At 38.0% G+C, this 21,448-nt stretch carries 24 protein-coding genes; 17 read left to right on the plus strand and 7 right to left on the minus strand.

What is annotated here, in order from left to right; all coding sequences use genetic code 11:
* Positions 1-83: 83 nt before the first annotated feature.
* The 4 genes from ACPWSO_RS08200 to ACPWSO_RS08215 form a co-directional block, all read right to left on the minus strand.
* A complete protein-coding gene (locus ACPWSO_RS08200) occupies positions 84-284 on the minus strand; it encodes a cold-shock protein (protein WP_086275065.1) in 201 nt (66 codons plus the stop codon).
* A 1,078-nt stretch (positions 285-1,362) separates the two neighbouring features.
* A complete protein-coding gene (locus ACPWSO_RS08205) occupies positions 1,363-2,493 on the minus strand; it encodes a hypothetical protein (RefSeq protein ID WP_426082423.1) in 1,131 nt (376 codons plus the stop codon).
* A gap of 392 nt (positions 2,494-2,885) precedes the next feature.
* Positions 2,886-3,566 (minus strand): ImmA/IrrE family metallo-endopeptidase, encoded by a 681-nt coding sequence (locus ACPWSO_RS08210; RefSeq protein ID WP_426082424.1) that lies wholly within the window; start codon positions 3,564-3,566, stop codon positions 2,886-2,888.
* Between the two features lie 16 nt (positions 3,567-3,582).
* Positions 3,583-3,945 (minus strand): helix-turn-helix domain-containing protein, encoded by a 363-nt coding sequence (locus ACPWSO_RS08215; RefSeq protein ID WP_426082425.1) that lies wholly within the window; start codon positions 3,943-3,945, stop codon positions 3,583-3,585.
* 263 nt (positions 3,946-4,208) lie between these two features.
* Here ACPWSO_RS08215 and ACPWSO_RS08220 point away from each other — a divergent pair, with 263 nt between their 5' ends.
* The 10 genes from ACPWSO_RS08220 to ACPWSO_RS08265 all read left to right on the plus strand — a co-directional run bounded on the left by ACPWSO_RS08220 (position 4,209) and on the right by ACPWSO_RS08265 (position 11,798).
* Positions 4,209-4,508: a hypothetical protein gene (locus tag ACPWSO_RS08220; RefSeq protein WP_426082426.1), complete on the plus strand. Its 300-nt coding sequence runs from the start codon at positions 4,209-4,211 to the stop codon at positions 4,506-4,508.
* Positions 4,509-4,523: 15 nt separating this feature from the next.
* Entirely contained in the window at positions 4,524-4,940 is a 417-nt protein-coding gene (locus tag ACPWSO_RS08225) for an ArpU family phage packaging/lysis transcriptional regulator (RefSeq protein ID WP_426082427.1), read from the plus strand.
* 129 nt (positions 4,941-5,069) lie between these two features.
* A complete protein-coding gene (locus ACPWSO_RS08230) occupies positions 5,070-5,399 on the plus strand; it encodes a hypothetical protein (protein WP_426082428.1) in 330 nt (109 codons plus the stop codon).
* A 2-nt stretch (positions 5,400-5,401) separates the two neighbouring features.
* Positions 5,402-5,647, plus strand: coding sequence for a phage holin (locus ACPWSO_RS08235; RefSeq protein ID WP_426082429.1), 246 nt, complete (start codon positions 5,402-5,404; stop codon positions 5,645-5,647).
* A complete protein-coding gene (locus tag ACPWSO_RS08240; RefSeq protein WP_426082430.1) occupies positions 5,637-6,290 on the plus strand; it encodes a peptidoglycan amidohydrolase family protein in 654 nt (217 codons plus the stop codon). Before ACPWSO_RS08235 ends, ACPWSO_RS08240 begins: the two co-directional genes overlap by 11 nt.
* Before the next feature lie 423 nt (positions 6,291-6,713).
* A complete protein-coding gene (locus ACPWSO_RS08245; protein WP_426082432.1) occupies positions 6,714-7,394 on the plus strand; it encodes a metal-dependent hydrolase in 681 nt (226 codons plus the stop codon).
* Positions 7,395-7,404: 10 nt separating this feature from the next.
* A complete protein-coding gene (locus tag ACPWSO_RS08250; RefSeq protein ID WP_426082433.1) occupies positions 7,405-8,739 on the plus strand; it encodes a DRTGG domain-containing protein in 1,335 nt (444 codons plus the stop codon).
* 13 nt (positions 8,740-8,752) lie between these two features.
* A complete protein-coding gene (locus tag ACPWSO_RS08255; RefSeq protein WP_426082435.1) occupies positions 8,753-9,703 on the plus strand; it encodes a DHH family phosphoesterase in 951 nt (316 codons plus the stop codon).
* Positions 9,704-9,937: 234 nt separating this feature from the next.
* Complete coding sequence (locus ACPWSO_RS08260) at positions 9,938-10,279, plus strand: zinc ribbon domain-containing protein YjdM (RefSeq protein ID WP_426082437.1); 342 nt, start codon at positions 9,938-9,940, stop codon at positions 10,277-10,279.
* A gap of 310 nt (positions 10,280-10,589) precedes the next feature.
* A complete protein-coding gene (locus ACPWSO_RS08265) occupies positions 10,590-11,798 on the plus strand; it encodes an esterase/lipase family protein (RefSeq protein ID WP_426082438.1) in 1,209 nt (402 codons plus the stop codon).
* 127 nt (positions 11,799-11,925) lie between these two features.
* Here ACPWSO_RS08265 and ACPWSO_RS08270 read toward each other — a convergent pair whose 3' ends face one another.
* On the minus strand, positions 11,926-12,261 hold the full coding sequence (locus ACPWSO_RS08270) for a hypothetical protein (protein WP_426082440.1): 336 nt from the start codon (positions 12,259-12,261) through the stop codon (positions 11,926-11,928).
* 355 nt (positions 12,262-12,616) lie between these two features.
* On the opposite strand from ACPWSO_RS08270, the gene ACPWSO_RS08275 reads away from it, so the two are divergent.
* The 4 genes from ACPWSO_RS08275 to ribF all read left to right on the plus strand — a co-directional run bounded on the left by ACPWSO_RS08275 (position 12,617) and on the right by ribF (position 17,372).
* Positions 12,617-13,804: a VanZ family protein gene (locus tag ACPWSO_RS08275; RefSeq protein WP_426082442.1), complete on the plus strand. Its 1,188-nt coding sequence runs from the start codon at positions 12,617-12,619 to the stop codon at positions 13,802-13,804.
* Positions 13,805-13,894: 90 nt separating this feature from the next.
* A complete protein-coding gene (locus ACPWSO_RS08280; protein WP_426082496.1) occupies positions 13,895-15,205 on the plus strand; it encodes a DEAD/DEAH box helicase in 1,311 nt (436 codons plus the stop codon).
* A gap of 280 nt (positions 15,206-15,485) precedes the next feature.
* Positions 15,486-16,406: a tRNA pseudouridine(55) synthase TruB gene (gene truB / locus ACPWSO_RS08285; protein WP_426082443.1), complete on the plus strand. Its 921-nt coding sequence runs from the start codon at positions 15,486-15,488 to the stop codon at positions 16,404-16,406.
* An 18-nt stretch (positions 16,407-16,424) separates the two neighbouring features.
* A complete protein-coding gene (gene ribF, locus ACPWSO_RS08290) occupies positions 16,425-17,372 on the plus strand; it encodes a riboflavin biosynthesis protein RibF (RefSeq protein ID WP_426082444.1) in 948 nt (315 codons plus the stop codon).
* Between the two features lie 279 nt (positions 17,373-17,651).
* Here the strand turns inward: ribF and ACPWSO_RS08295 are convergent, their stop codons facing one another.
* Positions 17,652-18,446, minus strand: a complete 795-nt coding sequence (locus ACPWSO_RS08295) for an SDR family NAD(P)-dependent oxidoreductase (protein WP_426082445.1) — start codon at positions 18,444-18,446, stop codon at positions 17,652-17,654.
* Positions 18,447-18,460: 14 nt separating this feature from the next.
* Positions 18,461-19,300, minus strand: coding sequence for an aldo/keto reductase (locus ACPWSO_RS08300; protein ID WP_426082446.1), 840 nt, complete (start codon positions 19,298-19,300; stop codon positions 18,461-18,463).
* A 130-nt stretch (positions 19,301-19,430) separates the two neighbouring features.
* On the opposite strand from ACPWSO_RS08300, the gene ACPWSO_RS08305 reads away from it, so the two are divergent.
* The 3 genes from ACPWSO_RS08305 (at position 19,431) to hemW (ending at position 21,444) form a co-directional block, all read left to right on the plus strand.
* Positions 19,431-19,787 carry a winged helix-turn-helix transcriptional regulator gene (locus ACPWSO_RS08305; RefSeq protein WP_426082447.1) on the plus strand — a complete coding sequence of 119 codons (357 nt, stop codon included), beginning with the start codon at positions 19,431-19,433 and terminating at the stop codon, positions 19,785-19,787.
* Between the two features lie 6 nt (positions 19,788-19,793).
* Entirely contained in the window at positions 19,794-19,979 is a 186-nt protein-coding gene (locus tag ACPWSO_RS08310) for a helix-turn-helix transcriptional regulator (RefSeq protein ID WP_426082448.1), read from the plus strand.
* 295 nt (positions 19,980-20,274) lie between these two features.
* Positions 20,275-21,444, plus strand: coding sequence for a radical SAM family heme chaperone HemW (gene hemW / locus ACPWSO_RS08315; protein WP_426082498.1), 1,170 nt, complete (start codon positions 20,275-20,277; stop codon positions 21,442-21,444).
* The last annotated feature ends 4 nt before the right edge of the window (positions 21,445-21,448 follow it).

The raw sequence follows: 21,448 nt of genomic DNA on the forward strand, positions 1-21,448 counted from the left end.
GAAAGATGGTTACGCTTTCTGACAACTCTTTCTAAATGATGACAAAAAAACCTGACGGTTATCCGTCAGGTCTAATAGGCTAATTACGCTTTGTTAACGTTAGTTGCTTGAGGTCCGCGTTGACCATCTTCGATGTCGAAAGTAACTGCTTGACCTTCTTCTAAAGTTTTGAAACCGTCGCCTTGGATAGCTGAGAAATGTACGAATACGTCGTTTCCGTTTTCAGCTGTGATAAATCCAAAACCTTTGTCTGAGTTGAACCATTTTACTGTACCTGTTTCCATAATAGAAAATCCTCCTTATGTTTCGAAAAATATTGTGCAATTACTTGAAGGGTGAAAATGTGGAGGATGTTTACTATACATGAAACAACTACACATATACTACCGAACAAAAACTACATTTATTACTATAACATACATTTTTAGTTTTGCATAGTAAATCAGCTATTTATTAAATTTTTCATTAGTGTAAAATCTTTTTCCTTATATCACAAATTTTTCTGGTATACTATAGCTATATTAAGCATTAAATATGGACGTGAAGACAGAGAACATATCGTTGAAATCTATTCCGAAGGCGCAGTCTAGGAGCTGCATAGACTTGAAAGCAGGTAGGGTTCAAGTTGTTTAGATGAGAATGGTTTCTGTAGACGAAATAGAGAGTTTTACCCGGTTTCTTTAGAATATTTGATTTACTTAATTATAAATCGTATCTGAGCTGCTGTTGCAGAAGCATTTCAGGTACGTCTATTTTTTTTGCCTTTTTATTGAATTTGTACTTAAAGGGTAGGAAAATGAAATGCTATTGTCAGAGCATAACGGAACAAATGAATTAAAGAGAAATAGAATAGTTTTGAAAGTAGTAAAAGACAAGTAAATCTACTAAGTCAAAAAAATTTGCTTGTTTTAAGGATAATTGTTGACAAAGAAGGAATAATTGCGTATTATTTTAATTACCAACAACAACCTTTTTATTTTTCATTTTACTCTTAATTGAGTAATACTCCTTTTTGGCTATCTCTTCGGAGATAGCCTTTTTTGTTCTTCATGATTAAAGTTTGTCTCTATGTCATATTGTATTGATAGGATAAAAGCTGAATAAAATTGCAGCACTTGGAAAAAAACAGAAATTTCAGGTTTAGTTTTAAGTTTTTTGTTTGAAAAAGAGAAGCTGCGGAGATATTCGCGAATGTCCTTTTAATGTTCTGGAAAAACTGCTTTATACAAATATATCAACGAAAAAAGATAGAAGCTAACTATAAGCGGCTCCCTTGATTACCTATTATTTATTTAGGTTCAGACAAAAGAAAAAACCGGAATCGTAGTTAGATTCCGGACACAATTTAGTACAGATTTGTTTTTAGTAGCGTAAAATACCTAAGAGTGATTTTTCATCGGGCGCAGCATGCTGTTCTAAAACAAAAACATTTCCACCTGTCTTGATAACAGCGTATGCGGTATTATTTAAAAGTTTTCGACGGTCAAACTCTTCAGAAGACATCTCGTTAGTCTCGTTAATAAAGTTTGCTGTAGCAATAAAGAAATGTGACAATCGTCCTTCCTTGGCTGCTGGAACGATGTCGACTAGCTGGTCTACAAATTTCTTATCCATCAACTCATTATAGTTTTCAGTTTCCAATTCTTCTAGATGCTGATTAATCTTTTCCGCACCTGCGCTTATTTCTTTGATTGTTACTTGTGCAGGAGAAGAGGGAACTGAAGCACTTGTATCGAGATAGGGATTCTTGGCGATTTTCTTAAACGTAGCTTGATTTTCAGGCAGAGCATAAAGAAAAATTGGAAGATTTTCTGGATTATCAAAGGAATCCTTTAAGTAGTTATCGATAGCTTGATAATAATTAATCCAGTCAATTTCAACCTCTTCATCTTTGGGATTGATGCCATGATAAGCAACGCCTTCTTTACCAGAACCATTATAGCCAGTTCCAGCTTTAGTAGAGTAGTTCAAGTTCCCCCCTGTTAATTCATCACCTAAAGTGCCAACCAAGTCAGTCGGTGCATCCTCCGGCAGTTCTACTGGAGTAACAATCTGGTTATTTACCAGATATAGGGACATGGAGTCTCTGTTTAATGCTAAAAGATAGTAGTTGTAGGTAAACTGATTATCCTTGATAATGCCAAGTAAATAAGGTTTCTTCCCAACGTAGTATTGATTATCGACGGGAACATTGAGCTTGTATATATAAGTTTCATCTTTTGTAAAAATGATGGTTATGCTTTTTGTGGTATTCCGCCAAAAAGCGGCATCAGCCTCTAAAGCATCAATTTTTTCTTGGATGGGTGCCCAGTCATGCTCGGCAAATCGTTTTTCAAAGCGGCTTTTTGCCGATTTCCCCAAATTTTTGAAGGCCAAAATATCTTTAGAAATATCCTGATGGGCAACATGGGTGTTTAAAACAAACGTAACAAAAGGACCTTGGATATCATCTGAAAATAATTCATTGAACCGAGTTTTTCCGTTATCTGACATAATCAATTCCTCCTATAGTGAAACGTTTTCTATCTATTAAAAAGTGTAGCACAAGGAGAAGGATGTTTGAAATAATATGATTGCGAAATTCGTCAGGTAAGATGATTTTTTCTCATGGAAATTTTAATAAATCCATAGGACTTACTCATGTTTTCCGCCTTGTTTTGTAATAAAATAGGTGTATGCCAATTATCCCGAATTGGTTTTTCATACTTACTCCTACCAAGAGTAAATAACAACCTTCATTTCCACCACATTACCCGATGTGGTGGTTTTTTGTTTTAGTACTAAAGAGGCAGCCAGTTAATGATTACAAAAATCAAAGGCTCTCAATGCTTGACTGTGTTATAGAAGTGATTTGAGTATAGAAAAAAGCACTGAGATACTGTTAGTTATCCCAGTGCTTCAATGAAACGGTTGGTTCTTAACAAGCGGCTTTCCAGATTTTTGCCAAGCTCAGCCGCAGCTGATTTACCTTTTCCGTAAAATTTATATCGAATATTGTCGGCATTTGTCTTGGCCGCTATATAGGAAACGTTGAAATAGGCTTGCATTGTCTGGATCAGACGAATATACAAGGCACTTTCAGAAATACCAAAGTGCTGTGACAAACTGCTCAAGCTCCATCCTTTTTTTAAAAAACGAAAAAGTACGACATCAGGAATCAATATCGCAGAAGCCCCAATATTGGCCTGAAATTCATGAAGAATCTCATTATAAGAATAGTGAAGGCTGTTCTCTGTATCCGTAAAAATCGGATTTTCTTCATTTAGATGAAAAAGATAGTGAGTGATTTCGTGACTGATAGTAAAGTTTTTCCTTTTCTCCACCATATTCTGATTATAACCAATAGTGGTTTCCAAGCCGTCCTGAACAATCATTCCAGAAATTCTCTCTTTAGCAATACCGTCAAAAGAAAATCCTCGAATTGCCACGCCTTTTTCCTTCACATAATCCCATACATAAGAATAATAATAATCTTCATAATGAAGATTTTCAGCAACCATTAATGCTGATAAAAAATCATTGATTTTATCTGAAAAATTAAGATATTCATCGACCTGCTCTGTCATGTCATCACGCGCCTAACTATTGTTTTTGATTACGTTCTCTTTCAATCTCAGATTTTCGGAAGGTCAAAAATCGTTCTACTTCGCTTTTTAGTTCGGTAACTTCATTCTCTGAAAGTCCGTCTGTATTCATGCGAAACATAATCTGAGACGATAAAGTGTCCTCTAAATCTGTTTCAGAGGAAGAAAACTCTGATCGACCCAACAGATAATCAGTGGAGACGTGAAAGTAATCAGCAACTTTTTGGAGATTATCAATTTTAGGTGAGGAAGCATCCCAGCGCCGAATCTGTCCGTTGGAAATTCCTACAGAGCGTTCAAGTTCAGCGAAAGTGACTTTCCTTCTGTCTGCAAGCTCCTTAATTCTGTTTGTTAAGCTCATAATACTCAACCTTTCTAATTTAGTACAAAATAATAGCATAAAAGTCAATTTTCTTATTGACAATTAGCTTAAAAGCTATTATAATTAGCGTATAAGCTATTTCGAGCTGATTATTTAAAAGAAGTGAATGAGGTTGACCAGATAAAGCATCTGTTCAATCGCTCGTTGCTTTTTTCTTTAACTTAATGATAGCGTAAAAGCTAATTCTAGTCAAGCGTATTAGTAAATTAGCTATTTTATAAGATGTAGAAAGGAGAGAAAACATGAAAATTAGAAAATTAAAAGGGAAGCTGCTATGTCATTATCTTTCTCATGCGGAAAGAGGAGACGATGAAGCGCAGAAAAAAGCAGATTACTTAGCTCAGCAAATATTTTGCTCTGAAGAACAGGAGGAAAATTACTTAATAACTGTTCGTTTTCCCACAGGAAAATCGACTGATTACATTTCCTTTGAAGAAGTCGTCAATAGGTTTCGCTTAACACCTGCGGAACTTGAAGGTTTTTTAGAAAGTGAAAAGCTAGACTGTTATGGACGAAAATTTCAACTAAAAATTATTTTATAGAAGGAGTCGTGACTAATGATGATTTTCCCCGAAATTGATAAAAAGAAAACAAAAGACAATGCTCGCAAGGTTCTAAAAGCATATCCTAAACTACTTCGATTAGCAGAAGCAAGCGATCTACCTAATATTACTTCTAGTTATACATTTGAACTGAGACAAAGTGAAAAAGGGGGAAGTGGTTCTTTTGAGTTTATTCTTGAAAAGGAATCCAGAGCTGGGCAGGAATTAAGAAAAATTGCGAAAGGAATTAATAAATTAAGCTCCTTTGAAAGACAGCTATTATATGACAAATTTATTAATAATAAAGAAACAAATGTAGCCCTTTATATGAAGTATCACATTAGTGAGAGTAAATTCTATCGAGAACTGGATAGAGCATTAATTCATTTTGCAGAATCCTATGACAGTGGGAGACTTGTGATAGAAAAATAACACTTTTTTGACAGTACTTAGAGAGTTTTGGAAAGGCAAATTCTTATAGAATAAAGATAGTCTACTAATAGATAATGGGCCCATTATGCTAAAAGGAGATTAGAAAATAACAGAAAGGGAGTTGATGCAATGAGATTTTTAGGTTTAACTATCGCTGAAATTGCTACATTAATGGCTGTCATTGGTTCGTTGGGTGGATGGCTTTTATGGATCTGTAAACGGGCGTACAACGCTGTAAAGGACAATATATCAGACCCTATTAAGCAAAATCTTGACGGTCTTTCAGAAGCGATTACGCTTCTGTCGAAAAATGTTGAAGCTGAAACCCGCTGGGTTCATGAGAGGCATACAGAAGTAGTTGAGAAACTTGGAGATCATGAAGAGAAAATTGGTCATATCGAGGATACAGTTATCAAACATGATGAACGAATCAAAACGCTGTTTCGAAAGGAGAAATGAGCATGCAGAAAATATCCGCAGAAACAATTGCACGCACGCTTATCCTGCTGCTGGCACTTCTTAATCAAGTGCTGGCAGTGACAGGAAAGGAAATGCTGACTATTGCAGAAAATGACATTTATCAGGTCGTTAGTCTATTGTTTACATTGAGTACAACTGTAATGGCTTGGTGGAAAAACAACAGCTTTACTGAAAAGGCAATCAAAGCTGATGAGCTGTTGAAGGAGCTGAAAGCCCATGACAAGTAAAGAACAGATGATTCGATGGATGGCTGATAGACAGGGAAAGGTTACGTATTCAATGAATGCCCGCACGGGTCCTGCCAGTTATGACTGTTCCAGCGCCGTATACTATGCTTTACAGGCTGGGGAGTTTCTTCATGCTGGAACGATGGGGAACACAGACAGTCTTTTTGGGCATCTTGAAAACAATGGCTGGAAAGCTCTCTCAGAAAGAAATGGCTACATTGATGCTGGACGAGGAGATATTTTTATTTGGGGTGTTCGAGGAGCATCTGGCGGTGCGTCTGGTCATACAGGAATCTTTCTGGATACTGAGAAGATTATTCATTGCAACTATGGATATAATGGAATCACTGTAAATAATCATGACCAGATATGGACTTACAATGGCGGTCCGGCGAATACAATCTATCGCTATCAGGGGACAGAAAATAATAGCAGTTCAGCATCAAAAGAATTTTCTGTCGGTCAGCAAGTGAAGCTGCTGAATCACGCAACACAGTACCAGACGAGAGAGCGAATTCCGGTCTGGGTAAAAAACAGGACATATACGATTCAGCAAGAAAAAAAAGTAACGCAATCGAATTCTAAAAAAGCCTATCTTTTGAAAGAAATTCAAAGTTGGGTGTTAGAACAGGATTTAGGATAAATTGGATTAAAATCCTTTGTTTGATTTAAAGGAACTAGGGCAGTGTCGGTTTGACAAATGTCATAGTTCCTTTTTGTTTTTCTTTGAATAGGTCGTTTTGTAAATAACAATTGTGATAATGAACGATAGAGCTATTAATAAAGAAATCGTCTTTAAAGATAGGAGGGTCTTATACTGTTTTAGTTTTTTTAGGACAATCTTTTTGTATCTGTTATACTTTCAGATAAAAACTGTACTATAATATTTTTTTTCTGTTATAATTTAGTAGTAAGTATACTAGAAGAAAAAGCAAAAAATAAGATAGTGCAGCTGAAACGATGCGACTAAGAGAGTTCTGAAAAGAGGATTCTATTATTTCTCATTGGAAAGTAGTGTGCAGGATGTTTACTAGTAAGTAGTTAACACAAAGAAGGAGATAAAAAAATGAAGTTAACATTTCATGGTCATTCATGTATTGAAATCCAGTTAGAGGATGGAACCAATTTGCTGATAGACCCGTTCATCTCTGGAAACCCAATGTCTGATTTAACCGTCGAGGAAGTAAAAACCGATGTAATTCTAATTACTCATGGACACAGTGATCATATAGGTGATATGATTCCTATCGCTCAAAGAAATCAGGCGAAGGTCATTAGTATTGTTGAAATTGTACAGTTTGCTGAGAAGCAGGGAGTTAACGGACATGGTATGAATCTAGGCGGCAAATTTACATTTGATTTTGGAACGGTTCACTTTGTACCGGCACTGCACAGTTCAAGTTATGAGTATGAGGGACAAACTCTTTATATGGGCGAGCCTGCGGGAATTTTGCTTCAGGCAGAAGGAAAGACCATTTATCACGCTGGGGATACAGCTCTTTTTACAGATATGCAGCTGTTGAAGCAATTTTATGATATTGATATTGCTTTTCTGCCAATTGGCGATAACTTCACGATGGGACCAAAAGAAGCAGCCGTGGCTGCGGAATATTTGGGAGCCAAAGTGGTTGTTCCAATTCATTACAATACATTTGAAGTTATCAAACAAGATCCAGAGCTGTTTAGTAGTAGTCTGAAGCCTGGCGTTGGACAAGTATTGACTGTTGGAGAAAGTATAGAATTATAGGAGGTCTACTATGGCGACGAAACATGATCAAATATTGCAGCATATTGAAGGTTTGCCGATTGGAGACCGGATTTCTGTTCGTAGTATTGCAAAAAATTTAGGTGTAAGTGAAGGAACGGCTTATAGAGCCATTAAAGATGCAGAAAATATTGGGTTAGTTTCGACAATTCAACGTGTGGGGACCATCCGGATTGAACGGAAGCTGAAAAAACATATTGAAAAACTGACGTTTGGTGAAGTAGTTCGGATTATCGAGGGAGATGTACTAGGCGGCGCTGCTGGACTAGACAAGGTATTGAATAAGTTTGTGATTGGGGCAATGACCAAAAGTGCAATGACCCGCTATATTACACCAGGCTCGCTAATGATTGTGGGAAATAGACATGAAGTACAAAAGCTGGCGCTGGAAAACGGTGCAGCAGTTTTGATTACAGGCGGATTTGATACAGACCATGAGATAGCAGCACTGGCAGATAAGCTGGAGATGCCGGTTTTGCGGACAACGTATGACACATTTACAGTAGCGACAATGATTAACCGGGCACTTAGCGACCAGCTGATTAAAAAAGATATTATGTTGGTTAGCGATATTTATACAACTCTGGAAAAAACAAACTATTTAAGTATTTCTAATACCATTACAGATTATCAGCTTCTGTCAGAAGAGACCAGTCATTCCCGGTTTCCGGTTGTGAATAAAAATATGCGGCTGGTTGGAATCATTACAGCCAAAGACGTGATTGGTAAGAGTGACACAGCTACGATTGATAAGGTGATGACAAAAGAACCCATTGTAGTGAAGAAAACAATGAGTGTGGCTAGTGTGAGCCACCAGATGATTTGGGATGGCTTAGAGGTTATGCCAGTCGTTGCCGATGACTTTTCTTTAGTTGGTCTAGTTTCACGTCAGGATGTGATGAAGGCCATGCAGCTGGTGCAAAGGCAGACCCAGATTGCGGATACGATTTCTGATCAGATTTCTGGAGAGATTCTGATTGTTGAGGATCAGACTGAAGAAAAAGGAAAAATGGAAGCTCCGGAGTTCAAATTCCATGTAACCCCTCAAATGGTTAATGGTGTGGGAACTATCTCTTTTGGCGTACTGAGCGAAATCGTTTCAAATGTGACCCAGAGAACCATGATTATCAATCAAAAAAGAAATGTTCTAATCGAACAAATTAATCTTCACTATTTACGATTAATTCAACTGGAAAGTGATTTATCTATTCGCCCGAGGATTTTAGAGCTGGGCAGGCGTTCAGCGAAGCTGGATGTAGAAATTTACCTGGAAAATGCCTTAGTTGCTAAAGCAATTGTGGTTTGTCAGGTTATGGAACGTTCGTAGGAGGAAAATGTCAATGAGTGTGCAGAAAGAAATCCTGTTAATGATTAAGAAATATAAAACAATAATTATCCATCGACATCAGCGGCCAGACCCTGATGCGATTGGATCTCAGGTCGGCTTGGCCGAACTGCTGCGGCAAAGCTTTCCTGAAAAGACTGTTTATCAGGCTGGCGGATCAGTAGAGGGTTTAGAGTTTTTAGCTGAAATGAATGAGTTTGGGGATGAGCTGTATCAAGGAGCTTTGGTCATAGTGACGGATACTGCCAATTCACCAAGAATTAGCGATGAGCGCTACAAATTAGGGGAAAAGTTGATTAAAATAGATCATCATCCCAATGACGAACCATATGGCGATTTAGTTTGGGTTGATACAAGTGCCAGTAGCTGTAGTGAAATGATTATGGATTTTTATCTGGCATTCTCCAACGAACTGCGCTTGTCTGACGAGGCTGCTCGCTTGCTGTATGCTGGCATTGTTGGGGATACGGGACGTTTTCTTTATCCAGCAACAACTTCCCATACGTTGGAAGTTGCTGCAGTATTACGGAACTATTCCTTTGATGCGTCAGCACTTAACCGGGAACTGGAACAAATTTCGATGGCTGTAGCGAAGCTTGCCGGTTCTGTCTATCAAGGACTTGATGTAGATAAATATGGGGCTGGCAAGGTAATTATTTCTCAACAATTATTGACTGAATATGGAATTGTGGATTCTGAAACAGCTGCAATTGTTGCACTTCCAGGAGTGGTGGATGTCGTGCTGGCCTGGGCCATTTTTGTTCAGCAGCCGGAAGGCTATTATCGAGTACGGCTGCGTTCTAAAGGTCCAGTAATTAACGAGATTGCCAAACGCCATCATGGTGGCGGACATCCTCTTGCAAGTGGAGCAAATGCTAGAAACATGGAAGAGGTCAATGAAATTTATAAGGAAATTCAAGCGGCTTGTCGAGAATTTATAGGATAAGATGATGATATGCTTGATCAAGGTTAATTTTGCTGATAGTTTTTTTCAGGAGAGTTAACCTTTTTGTTAGAGCTGCTGATACTCCTGTTTCTGCTGGAGAGTCTTTTCTTTTGAAAGGAAGTAGGCTAAAATATAACAGACATTCAATTTCGAAGGAAGTATTTTTCCGATATACATAAGCGCATTTTTTCGGAAAGAACATTGTCAATTATTAATGATTAAAGGAGAAAGAACATGGAAACTTTACCAAATTGCCCGGAATGCGGGTCAGCTTACACGTATGAAGATCGGGGAATGATGATTTGTCCGGAATGCAGCCATGAATGGAGTCCCACAGAGGCAGGAGAAGATACTGGTTTTAGTGTGAAGGACTCAAATGGCAATCCTTTAGCGGATGGAGATACAGTAACCGTGATTAAGGATTTAAAAGTCAAGGGTGCCAGCGGAGCAATCAAGCAGGGGACTAAAGTGAAAAATATTCGTTTAGTTGAAAGTGCAGATGGTCATAATATTGATTGTAAAGTGGATGGCTTTGGACCAATGAAGCTAAAATCTGAGTTTGTAAAAAAAGCATAAGAGAATAAAAGCATAGAGGTCGAGACAAAAGTGTTTAGCTCCGAGAAATAAGACGAATTATCCGAAAATAGCTTTTCATATTTTTGAGATAGTTCGGCTTATTTCCGAGAGAGCTACTTTTGGAACGCCGTTTATTCGGATTTTAGAGAAAGAAGAGTTCGGGCATTTACTTATGTCCCAAACTCTTTTTTGTCATTTTATTTGAAAATTAAAAAAATATTACAAAAATATGTTTCTTATTTGTTGTATAAATATTATAATAATAAGTAGGATGTTTTTTGGCATTCAAATATTTTTTAGGGGGAAAAAAATGAAAAAGAAACATTTGTATTATTTTATTGTAGGAGTTTGTCTATTTTTAGGTATTGGTTTTTTTCAAACTGAAGAAGTACATGGAGAAAATAAGGATCCGCATGTTTTTGTCCATGGATTGGTTGGTTTTGGTCCAGATGAGCTGAAACCTTTCCCAATTACTTATTGGGGTGGATTTTCTAATATTTTAGGGGATTTGAATGCGAAAGGCTATACTAGTTTGGAAGCTATTGTTAGTCCGTTTGGAAGTAACTGGGATCGTGCTGTAGAGCTGTACTATTATATTAAAGGAGGAACAGTAGACTATGGTGCTGCTCATGCTCAAAAGCATGGTCATGACCGATATGGACGAACATTTCCTGGAATTTATCCTCAATGGGATGGTCAGCACAAAATCCATTTAATAGGACATAGCCAAGGAGGGCAAACCAGTCGAGTGCTGGAAACGCTGCTGCGGGAAGGATCCGCGGAAGAACAAAGTTATGCCGCAGCCAATGGAACAGATGTATCAGAACTGTTTCAAGGAAATAAAAATTGGGTTCACAGTATTACGACCTTGGGAACCCCACATAATGGGACGAAAATCGCAGATGTTGCTAAACCACTAATTAGTGATCTTATCTATAGTTTGGCAGCTGCAACCGGAAGTAGTAAAAGTAAGATTCCATATGATTTCAAATTAGATCAATGGGGGCTGCGTCAGCGCACTGGAGAAAGCAACAAGGACTATATGAAGCGGGTATTGAGCAGTAATGTTTGGAATAATAGTCAAGATATTGCCCTTCATGATTTAACTGTAGCTGGTTCAGATACAATTAACCAAATGACAAATCTTGCTGAAGATGTATATTACTTCTCTTTTGCTGGAGATGCTACTTATAAATCAGGGATTAGTAGTAATTATTTACCATTTATTACAATGTCTCCTCTGTTTACAATTCCTTCATCAATTCTTGGGAAAACAGGAACAGTGGAATGGCGAGCGAATGATGGACTTGTACCAGTTATTTCGGCAAAAGCTCCTTTCACACAAAAGAGTAAAGTTGCGGATAATCAAATGGAACCAGGAATTTGGTATGTAGAACCAGTTATTAAAGGCTGGGATCATATTGATTTTATTGGACAAGATTATTTGCAGGCACCATTACTAAAAAAAGATGTAAGAGCATTTTATGAAAAAATTGTTCAAAGAAACTATACAATTTAATATATAAATAATAAAGAAGCATTCAGCGGTCAATAATCTGCTGAATGCTTCTTTATTAGGGAAATAGCTGTTTAGTCGTGGAAACAAAAGTATGGGGTTTAACTTCCTATTTTTATTGTAGCTTAGATTAATCATTCTCTTTGTGAGTCTGCTTACGTTCCTGTTCAAAAGCATAAATTCGTTTCAAACCACGTCCGCAGTTAAGGATAATTAAAAGCATACCGAGAATAAGAGGAAACCAAAGGATATTCGGAGAGTAGCCCAGTTGAACATCTGATTTTGCATTAGATGCCCAGAATTCCTGCATAACTTGAAAACTAAAAACAGTCATAAATGATGAGATGAGTAAAAGAATAAAACCTATATAATAATGAACATGGGTTTTTAGTCTAATCCATTCAAAAAAGATATATAAAACAATTAGAAACACTGGCACACCGAATGCAAAATACCCGTTCAGCATATAATTTCCCTCCTTCTTTTTGTTAGAAATTATCATAAATACAAAAGCAAAACTAAATTTCAAAAAAAGCAAAGTCTAAAATCAAAATTAGCGTTTGTTTTTTCAGAACAATTGAAAAGTAACTCGCTGGATAAAACAAGTATCATGTTTTGAATCTGATTTCCATAACGGATAGTATGTGTTTCGATAGATAGCTGTAGTTTAGCTTCATATACCTGTTCAATAAGATTTATCTATATAATAACTGTAAATCGTTTAGTTTTCAAAAAATATTTTCTTTAAAAAGCATTCGCCTGACATGACAAATAGTTGTTTTTTGATTAGACTTAGAATTAAGTGTAAAGGAGGCGACAAGATGGCAGCATATGAAGGACCGATTCAGACAGCAATCTATACTTTTCCATTTTTAGCATTTGCTATTTCATTTATTTTTATCATTTATGAATATCGAAAATACGGTACATTTTTATTTAGACGGGCAGTTATTCTATATTCATTCATTTTTTATCTTTTATGTGCCTATTTTTTAGTTATTTTACCACTACCATCCCGTGAGGAGGTAGCAAAATACACAAGTCAGATTATTGAACTGCGGCCATTTTATACGGTTGTCCGATTTTTAGATCAAACGAAGCTGGTTATAGGAGAGCCATCAACCTATCTGCCGGCACTCAAACAGGGAGTTGTACTAGAGCCTGTTTTTAATATTTTACTTTTAGTTCCTTTTGGTATGTATTTAAGGTACTATTTCGGGTTAACCTTCAAAAAAGTTGTTTTATATAGTTTTTTGTTATCATTATTTTTTGAACTGACACAATTGAGCGGGCTATATTTTATCTATCCTAGACCGTATCGTTTAGCAGATGTCAATGATTTAATGAACAATACTTTAGGCGGAATGATTGGCTTTCTGTTTACACCGTTATTCACCTTTTTACTGCCGACAAGAGCGGAAATTGATGAAGCGGCTTATAAGAAAGGACAGCAGGTGACGCTGTTTAGAAGATTTGTTGCTTTTACGATTGACTGGATAAGCATTTTTATTCTTGAAGGCTGCATTAATATTATACTGAGGCTCATTCCGAGCTATCGTATTTGGGATAATCAAGTACAGTTTTCTGGAAGCCGTTTCTGGTACTTCTTGATGGTTTTTCTTGTATTTATGGTTTTACCTGCCGTAGCGAATGGTCAAACGCTTGGGAAAAAAATTGTTAAAATCAGAATCGTTTCAGAAGATGGCAGTAGTGTTCGTTTTCGCTCGTTAATCTTGAGATATGGCTATTTCTATTATGTATTTGGGTTAATCTCGCTTTATCTCAGCAGTTCAGCGCAATGGCTAAATTCAAATAATCGTATGCTTCAGTTGATTTCATTCATACTTACCTTGTTTTGTGGACTGCTTTTTTTACTATTCTTTCTAAATATCGGCTATGCCTTTTTCAAGAAAAACAGAAGGCTATTTTATGAAAGAGCCAGCCATACGTATACTGCCAGTACCATCGCTAGAGAAGAAAAGTTCAGAAAAAGCGGAGAGTCTGAATGACTTTTGTGGTATAATGCTTGAGGACTTACTAGTAATTAAAAGAAAAGAGGTGGGCAAGTGAGCTCCTTTGAACAATTTCAGCCTTTTATTATGAAGGCCTTAGAGGATAAAGGATTTAAAGCACCAACTGAAGTTCAGGAAAAGCTAATCCCTGTGATTAAAAAAGGAAAAAATGTGATTGGACAATCACAAACTGGAAGCGGAAAGACGCATACCTTTCTGTTGCCTTTAATGGATAAAGTTGATGCAGCACGGGATGAAGTACAGATAGTTATTACTGCTCCTAGCCGTGAACTGGCTGGTCAGATTTATGGAGAGGCAAGTCAAATTGCACAATTTAGTTCGCCGGAAATCCGTGTTACAAACTTTGTTGGCGGAACAGATAAGCAGCGTCAGCTTAATAAACTGGGGAATCAACAACCCCATATTGTAATAGGTACGCCTGGCCGGATTTTGGATATGATTAATGAACAAGCACTGAAGGTCCATACGGCGTTTGCTTTTGTAGTAGATGAAGCGGATATGACATTGGACATGGGCTTCCTTGAGGAAGTAGATCATATTGCGGGACGTTTGCCTGATAAGCTGCAAATGCTGGTGTTTTCAGCCACAATTCCTGAAAAGCTAAAGCCTTTTTTGAAGAAGTATATGGAAAATCCAGTTGTTGAACATATTAAACCGAAGACGGTTATTTCTGATACTATTGACAACTGGCTGATATCTACCAAAGGTAAGGATAAAAATCGTTTGATTTATCAGCTGCTGACAGTTGGTCATCCTTATCTGGCAATTGTATTTGCTAACACTAAGCAACGTGTGGATGAAATTGCGGATTATTTGAAAAAGCAAGGGCTAAAAACAGCCAAAATTCACGGAGATATTACGCCGAGAGAACGAAAACGCGTGATGCGCCAAGTTCAAAATCTGGAGTTCCAATATGTAGTAGCAACAGATTTAGCCGCACGGGGCATTGACATTGAGGGAGTTTCTCATGTCATCAATGCAGAAGTGCCTTCAGAACTGGATTTCTTTATTCATCGCGTTGGTAGAACAGGAAGAAATGGTCTGGATGGAACTGCGATAACACTTTATGATCCTTCCGATGATTTACTTATTGCTCAGGTTGAGAAACTTGGGATAAAGTTTTATCCTAAGGAAATCAAAGACGGTGAGATTGTGGATACCTATGATCGTAATCGTCGGACGAAACGTGTAAAATCAAAAGATGAGTTAGATCCTACGCTGATTGGCCTAGTAAAGAAGAAAAAGAAAAAGATTAAACCAGGCTATAAGAAAAAAATTGATCGTGCGATTTCTGCCAGCAATAAGCAGAAACGAAAAGTAGATCGTCGACAGCAAACAAGAACTGCAAGAAAAGCCAAGAAAAACTCTAATCAATAAGACACAGGCAGAGACTTTATTACATACATTTGTATGGTAAGGTCTTTGCTTTTTTAGAGTAGGTTGTAGGTATTTTTAGACATCAAGAGGTGTTTGCACCTGTTTACATTCTATTGACTGAAGTTAGCTATAACACAAAATAAAAGATTATGATTGTGTTATTATATTTTTCAGACACTTATAGGCAGGTGAGGAATCATTGCGTACAGATTTGCGGCGTGTAAACTGAAATCGTTCTATGCTATAATAATCTGGTTAGTACGAAAATGGAGGAAATAAGATGGATGGAATCCTGCCTTTATGGAAGGAAAGCGGAATGACCAGTCATGACTGTGTCTTTAAGCTAAGAAAAATTCTGCATACCAAAAAAATTGGTCATGGAGGCACACTAGACCCTGATGTCTCTGGTGTCTTACCCATTTGTATTGGTAAAGGAACAAAGGTAATTGAATATATGGTTGATTCAGGAAAAACGTATGAAGGAGAGATTACCTTAGGAATCTCTACAACAACTGAAGATGCCAGCGGAGATGTGGTTGAGCAAAAAAGCATTACCACACCTTTTCCTGTTGAGAAAATCGACTGGGCGATGGAACAGATGCTAGGAGAAATCACTCAAATCCCACCGATGTATTCTGCTGTTAAAGTGAACGGGCGGCGATTGTATGACTATGCCCGAAATGGTGAGGAAGTTGAACGACCTAAAAGAACGGCGCTGATTCATTCATTTGAACGAACTAGTACGCCGCAGTTAGATAAGGAGAAAGGAACGCAGTCTTGGCGTTTCAAAGTGGTCTGCGGAAAAGGGACTTATGTACGTACTCTTTCAGTTGATACAGGTACTTTATTAGGCGTACCCGCTCATATGTCTGAGTTAGTTAGAACAGCGAGTGGTGGTTTGAGACAGGATCAGTGTCTGACATTAGCAGAAGTGGCAGAGAAAATGGAGGCCGGAGAAATTAATCAGGTGTTACTACCTATTGAAACAGCAGTTAAAGACTTTCCTGCGTTTTATTTAACGGACGAACAGTATAATAAAGTACGGAATGGCGTATTTTTGACGATGAAAGAGTTGGGCATCACTGATATGCCGGCAGAACTAATTGCCCTCTATCACCATGATTTGGTGGTAAGCTTATATAAACAGCATGAGGAAAAATCTCATCTTTTAAAGCCGAGCAAGGTATTGAGAAATAATTAAAGAAAGAAGTTTTGAATTATGAAAATCGTTTCAATCCGCCATCCCTACGATCCAAAAGAAATTCCAAACGAGGATGTGGTGATGGTTCTGGGTTTTTTTGACGGCGTGCACAAAGGACATCAGAAGGTTATCGAAACCGGCAAAAAAATTGCCGAAGAAAAAGGGCTGAAGCTCGCAGTGATGACTTTTAATCAACATCCTTCAATTGTATTTCAAAAAATTGAGCCGGCATCTATGAAGTACCTGACCAGTTTAAAACAAAAAGAAGAACACATGGAAGCGCTAGGCGTAGACATTCTTTATATTATTGACTTCACCTCTGCATTTGCAAAGCTGCCTCCACAGGAATTTGTTGATCAATATATTGTAGCGCTGCATGGAAAAGTTGCAGTATCCGGGTTTGACTATACTTACGGACCTAAGGATATTGCTGATGTTGCTCATTTTCCTGAATATGCCAAGGGGCGGTTCGATGTTGTTACTGTTCAGAAGGAAGAGCTGGAGGGGCTGAAAATTAGTTCCACACGTATTCGGGAAATGATGGATGATGGTAATATGGAAGAGGTTACTGAGCTATTAGGGTATGTGTATGAAACTGAAGGAACAGTTGTTCATGGAGATGCACGGGGAAGACAACTTGGTTTTCCTACTGCGAATATTCAAGTGAAAAGTATTGTTAGACTACCTCGAATCGGCGTTTATGCTACTCGGATTAAAATTGGTAATCAGTGGTATGCCGGAATGGGATCCATTGGGCATAATGATACATTTGGTGAAGGTAGGGAGTTAACAGTAGAAGTCTATATTTTAGATTTTCATAAAGACATCTATGGTGAGCAGGTTACTGTCCGCTGGGACCACTATCTGCGTGATCAGGTCAAATTCAATGGGGCAGACGCCTTAATTAGCCAACTGAAGCAGGATGAGCAGGATACTGCGGATTATTTTGCAAAAAGGAAAAAGTGAAATAAAGCAGCAAGCTATAGTTAAAGCGACTCTTGCATAACTGCAGTTGGCAAGAGAAGAATCCTATTGGTGAGAGAGTCAGTGCTTCTAATTGATGCGCACTCTTAATTAAGGACAGGTTGAGTATAAGACGTTTTAGATCTCATGTTCAACCTGTCTTTTGTATATTCGTGATAATTAGTTTCTCAACTTTAGCAGTGTAGCCTCTAATTGCATTTAATTTGAACGTTTTTTACAAATCACAGGCTGGGAACTGCTTTCTTATCTTTTCATAAATAGCTAATAAATCGTAGGGATTAAGCCGCCATCTGCACGTAAAGCAGAGCCGGAAAAAGATGAGGCATACGGGCTGGCAACAAAAACGGCCAACCGACCGATTTCTTCAGGACGAATCAGCCGCTGAATCTGTGAAAGAGGACGATGGTTTTTCATAAAATCATGTTCCCATTCATCTGAAGGAAGACTGCTATCCTGGTACATGTCCTCAAGCATTTTCTGAACACCTTCAGTCAAAGTAGAGCCAGGCATAATCGTATTTACCGTTACATGAGTACCTACGGTCAGCTTCGATAAGCTTTTTGCTAAGGATAGATTCATTGTCTTCGTCATACTGTACTGGGCCATTTCTCCTGACGGCATCAAGGCCTCTTCGCTGGCGATAAAAATAATTCGTCCGAAATCCTGTTTCAGCATAGCTGGTAAATAATGGTTGGCTAGAGCATTACCGGCTAAGACATTAACCTTGAAAAAATGTTCCCAAATATCATCGGTGATAGCCCAATAATCCATTGGCTGAAAAATACCCATGTTGTTAACTAAAATATCTACTTTAGGAAAGGTATTGAAAAGCTTCTCACGTTCTTCTAATTTTTCTAAATCAGCTGGGGCCCCATGTGGGTCAGTTTCTGGAAACAGCTGCTTAATCTCCTCAACAGCATGCATCACCTGAACTTTATCTCGTCCGTTAATAATCACATCTGCTCCTTCGCGTGCCAGCTCAATAGCGATGGCTTTTCCAATTCCTTTGGTGGAACCAGTAACAAGAGCAGTTTTTTTAGCTACATTCATCTCCATAATAAAAACCTCCTTTAAAAGTCAAACGTATCGGGATCTGGTCCGACGCGTAGATTTTCGTTCAAATTAGTTATTGCCACCATCTCTTCATCAGATAATTCAAAATCAAACAGCTGTGCATTACTTTTCATCCGAGCAGACTGCACAGATTTTACTACCAGCAGAATATCCTGTTGAACAGCCCAACGCAAAACTATTTGTGCGCTGGAACGCTGGTGAGCTGCCCCAATCTTTTGTAGGAGGGGGTCATTTAATATTCTGCCCTGCATCAATGGTGACCAAGCCTGAATATGGGTATTATGCTGTTTACAAAAATCCCGTAATTTCTGCTGGTTCAATTTTGGATGCAGCTCAATTTGATTGATGACAGGTAGAACGGTTGCGAAACTTAGCAGCTTTTCTAAATGCTGAATCTGAAAATTGCTGACGCCGATAGCCTTAACTTTTCCAGCTTTGTATAGGTCCTCCAATGCTTTCCAGGATGTCTCAAATGCATCTGTTCCAGGCCAGTGAATCAGGTATAAATCAAGGTAGTCCAGCCCTAGAAGTGACAAACTATTTTCAAAAGCAGTTATTGTTTCGTCATAGGATAAGTGATTATTCCAAAGCTTGGAAGTCACAAATAGTTCTTCCCTTGCTATATTTGCTGCTGCCATTCCTTTTTTTATTCCAGCGCCTGTACCAGCTTCGTTTCCGTAAATTTGAGCAGTGTCAATCAGGCGGTAGCCTTGAAGAATTCCTTCAGAAACCACTGCTTCTGTTTCTTCATCAGGTATTTGAAAAACCCCTAAGCCTAACCCGGGAATTTGGCTTCCATTGTTTACTATTATTTTTTCTTCTAATGAATGAATCATTGATTTTCCTCCTCAAGCTTTTTCTGAAATTACTATATAACGGAATTATCCAAAAGGATAGTACCGACTTTTTTGTGCTATACTAACAAAAAAGTATCAATTGTGAAACTAGAAGGATTGGAGCGAAAAAATGAAACAAAAAATTTATAATATTGGTGTTGAAGCTGCGATGGAGGTTATTGGCGGGAAATGGAAACCGATTATTTTATGTAATTTGCGTCATGGTGCATTGCGTCCAAGCGACTTGCAGCGTAAAATTCCGGGAATTAGTCAGAAAATGCTGACTCAGCAGCTGCGTGAATTAGAATTGGATAATATTGTCAAACGAAAATCATACAATCAGGTACCGCCAAAAGTAGAATACTCATTGAGTCCATATGGAGAAACACTGGAAATTGTTTTGGATGGATTGTGTCAGTGGGGCACGATGCATGTGACCACCTTGCAGAATCAGGGGGAAGAGGTACTGCTTTTAGCAGAAAGTTGATAGAAAATGAAGAAAATTGAGCGTGTTTTATCAATCATTATTTTACTTTTAGAAAATGATGTTATTTCCGCTTCTGAGCTGGCTGCACGTTTCGGCGTTTCTAAGCGAACAATTTTCAGAGACATTGAAACGATTGAATATGCAGGTTTTCCGATTCACTCAGCTTTTCAAAAAACAGAGCTATTGTACTGAATCCTCAAGAAGTGTTGCCAATAGATACTCTGATTATCTGTATCCAGATGGCACTAACCTACCATGATAAAAAATAGAACTGAAAGATGCCAAACAGACTCTCTATAACCTATGCGGATAATATGCTAAAATAGACGGAAACATCCAGTGTTTAACTGGCGGCTTAAGCTTGAAAAGCAACCGAAGGGCGCTAGAAATGATTAAAATTTGAACGATGATACAAGTGAATTTTTTCTAATGGTTTCCATGGTGTTAATATTGTGTGATTTTGGTTTTTGGAAGGAAAATGAATAGAATGACGATAAACAATGATTTAAGAAACAACAGCAAAATTTCAGCTTACATTCACATACCATTCTGTGAGCATATCTGCTACTATTGCGACTTCAATAAAGTTTTTCTGGAAGGTCAGCCGGTAGATGAATATATTGAAGCGCTGCTAAAAGAGATTCGTCTGACATTGGCGCAATCCCCTCGAAAAAAGATGGAAACAATCTATATAGGCGGCGGAACACCAACATCGCTAAGTGCAGAACAGCTGGACCGCTTGCTGTTTGGTGTGAGGGAGCTGCTTCCTTTTGATGACTGCAACGAGTTTACAGTAGAAGCAAATCCGGGAGATTTAAGTCGAGAGAAGCTGAAAGTAATGAAGAATTATGGTGTAAACCGTCTATCAATGGGGGTTCAGACCTTCGACGATCAACTGCTGAAAAAAATTGGTAGAAAACATACCGCAGCTGATGTCTACCAGACAATGGACTTTTTAGACAAAGAGGCATTTGAGAATGTTAGTATTGATTTAATTTATGCGTTGCCAGGGCAGACGCTTGCCAGCTTCCAGGATACACTTCAGCGGGCAATTGATTTAGACCTCCCTCATTATTCATTGTATTCACTGATATTGGAAAATAAAACGATGTTTATGAATTGGGTGAGACAAGGAAGGCTGACTCTTCCTGATGAGGATGCGGAAGCAGGGATGTTTGAAGAGACAATCAAAAAAATGGCGCAGACGAACAGACAACAGTACGAGGTCAGCAATTTTGCGTTGAAGGGAAAAGAGAGCCAACACAATCTTGTGTATTGGAATAATGAACATTATTATGGATTTGGTGCTGGAGCCAGTGGTTATCTGGGAGACAATCGTTACCGTAATTACGGACCCATTCAGCATTATTTAAAACCCTTGCGTGAAAATCGTCTGCCAGTATTAGAAACTGAACATTTAACTAAGAACAATCAAATTGAAGAAGAAATGTTTCTGGGACTAAGAAAGCTAAGCGGTGTAAACAAAAAGCGTTTTGTAGAAAAGTTTGGCATTGACATAACGACAGTTTACGGGGAAGTTATTCCTTCACTAATCAATAAGGGATTATTAGTTGAAACAGCAGAGGCACTTCGCCTCAGTGAAAAAGGACTATATATTGGAAATGAAGTCTTTGAATCCTTCCTTTTGGATGCTTAATAAC

It is taken from the genome of Enterococcus sp. LJL51 (assembly GCF_049894025.1).
Classification (GTDB): Bacteria; Bacillota; Bacilli; order Lactobacillales; family Enterococcaceae; genus Enterococcus_L.

What these genes read in the sequence shown, in the direction of transcription:
- ACPWSO_RS08200 (WP_086275065.1), bottom strand. Translation starts at nt 284, where the DNA reads ATGGAAACAGGTACAGTAAAATGGTTCAACTCAGACAAAGGTTTTGGA.
- ACPWSO_RS08205 (WP_426082423.1), bottom strand. Translation starts at nt 2,493, where the DNA reads ATGTCAGATAACGGAAAAACTCGGTTCAATGAATTATTTTCAGATGAT.
- ACPWSO_RS08210 (WP_426082424.1), bottom strand. Translation starts at nt 3,566, where the DNA reads ATGACAGAGCAGGTCGATGAATATCTTAATTTTTCAGATAAAATCAAT.
- ACPWSO_RS08215 (WP_426082425.1), bottom strand. Translation starts at nt 3,945, where the DNA reads ATGAGCTTAACAAACAGAATTAAGGAGCTTGCAGACAGAAGGAAAGTC.
- ACPWSO_RS08220 (WP_426082426.1), top strand. Translation starts at nt 4,209, where the DNA reads ATGAAAATTAGAAAATTAAAAGGGAAGCTGCTATGTCATTATCTTTCT.
- ACPWSO_RS08225 (WP_426082427.1), top strand. Translation starts at nt 4,524, where the DNA reads ATGATGATTTTCCCCGAAATTGATAAAAAGAAAACAAAAGACAATGCT.
- ACPWSO_RS08230 (WP_426082428.1), top strand. Translation starts at nt 5,070, where the DNA reads ATGAGATTTTTAGGTTTAACTATCGCTGAAATTGCTACATTAATGGCT.
- ACPWSO_RS08235 (WP_426082429.1), top strand. Translation starts at nt 5,402, where the DNA reads ATGCAGAAAATATCCGCAGAAACAATTGCACGCACGCTTATCCTGCTG.
- ACPWSO_RS08240 (WP_426082430.1), top strand. Translation starts at nt 5,637, where the DNA reads ATGACAAGTAAAGAACAGATGATTCGATGGATGGCTGATAGACAGGGA.
- ACPWSO_RS08245 (WP_426082432.1), top strand. Translation starts at nt 6,714, where the DNA reads ATGAAGTTAACATTTCATGGTCATTCATGTATTGAAATCCAGTTAGAG.
- ACPWSO_RS08250 (WP_426082433.1), top strand. Translation starts at nt 7,405, where the DNA reads ATGGCGACGAAACATGATCAAATATTGCAGCATATTGAAGGTTTGCCG.
- ACPWSO_RS08255 (WP_426082435.1), top strand. Translation starts at nt 8,753, where the DNA reads ATGAGTGTGCAGAAAGAAATCCTGTTAATGATTAAGAAATATAAAACA.
- ACPWSO_RS08260 (WP_426082437.1), top strand. Translation starts at nt 9,938, where the DNA reads ATGGAAACTTTACCAAATTGCCCGGAATGCGGGTCAGCTTACACGTAT.
- ACPWSO_RS08265 (WP_426082438.1), top strand. Translation starts at nt 10,590, where the DNA reads ATGAAAAAGAAACATTTGTATTATTTTATTGTAGGAGTTTGTCTATTT.
- ACPWSO_RS08270 (WP_426082440.1), bottom strand. Translation starts at nt 12,261, where the DNA reads ATGCTGAACGGGTATTTTGCATTCGGTGTGCCAGTGTTTCTAATTGTT.
- ACPWSO_RS08275 (WP_426082442.1), top strand. Translation starts at nt 12,617, where the DNA reads ATGGCAGCATATGAAGGACCGATTCAGACAGCAATCTATACTTTTCCA.
- ACPWSO_RS08280 (WP_426082496.1), top strand. Translation starts at nt 13,895, where the DNA reads ATGAAGGCCTTAGAGGATAAAGGATTTAAAGCACCAACTGAAGTTCAG.
- truB (WP_426082443.1), top strand. Translation starts at nt 15,486, where the DNA reads ATGGATGGAATCCTGCCTTTATGGAAGGAAAGCGGAATGACCAGTCAT.
- ribF (WP_426082444.1), top strand. Translation starts at nt 16,425, where the DNA reads ATGAAAATCGTTTCAATCCGCCATCCCTACGATCCAAAAGAAATTCCA.
- ACPWSO_RS08295 (WP_426082445.1), bottom strand. Translation starts at nt 18,446, where the DNA reads ATGGAGATGAATGTAGCTAAAAAAACTGCTCTTGTTACTGGTTCCACC.
- ACPWSO_RS08300 (WP_426082446.1), bottom strand. Translation starts at nt 19,300, where the DNA reads ATGATTCATTCATTAGAAGAAAAAATAATAGTAAACAATGGAAGCCAA.
- ACPWSO_RS08305 (WP_426082447.1), top strand. Translation starts at nt 19,431, where the DNA reads ATGAAACAAAAAATTTATAATATTGGTGTTGAAGCTGCGATGGAGGTT.
- ACPWSO_RS08310 (WP_426082448.1), top strand. Translation starts at nt 19,794, where the DNA reads ATGAAGAAAATTGAGCGTGTTTTATCAATCATTATTTTACTTTTAGAA.
- hemW (WP_426082498.1), top strand. Translation starts at nt 20,275, where the DNA reads ATGACGATAAACAATGATTTAAGAAACAACAGCAAAATTTCAGCTTAC.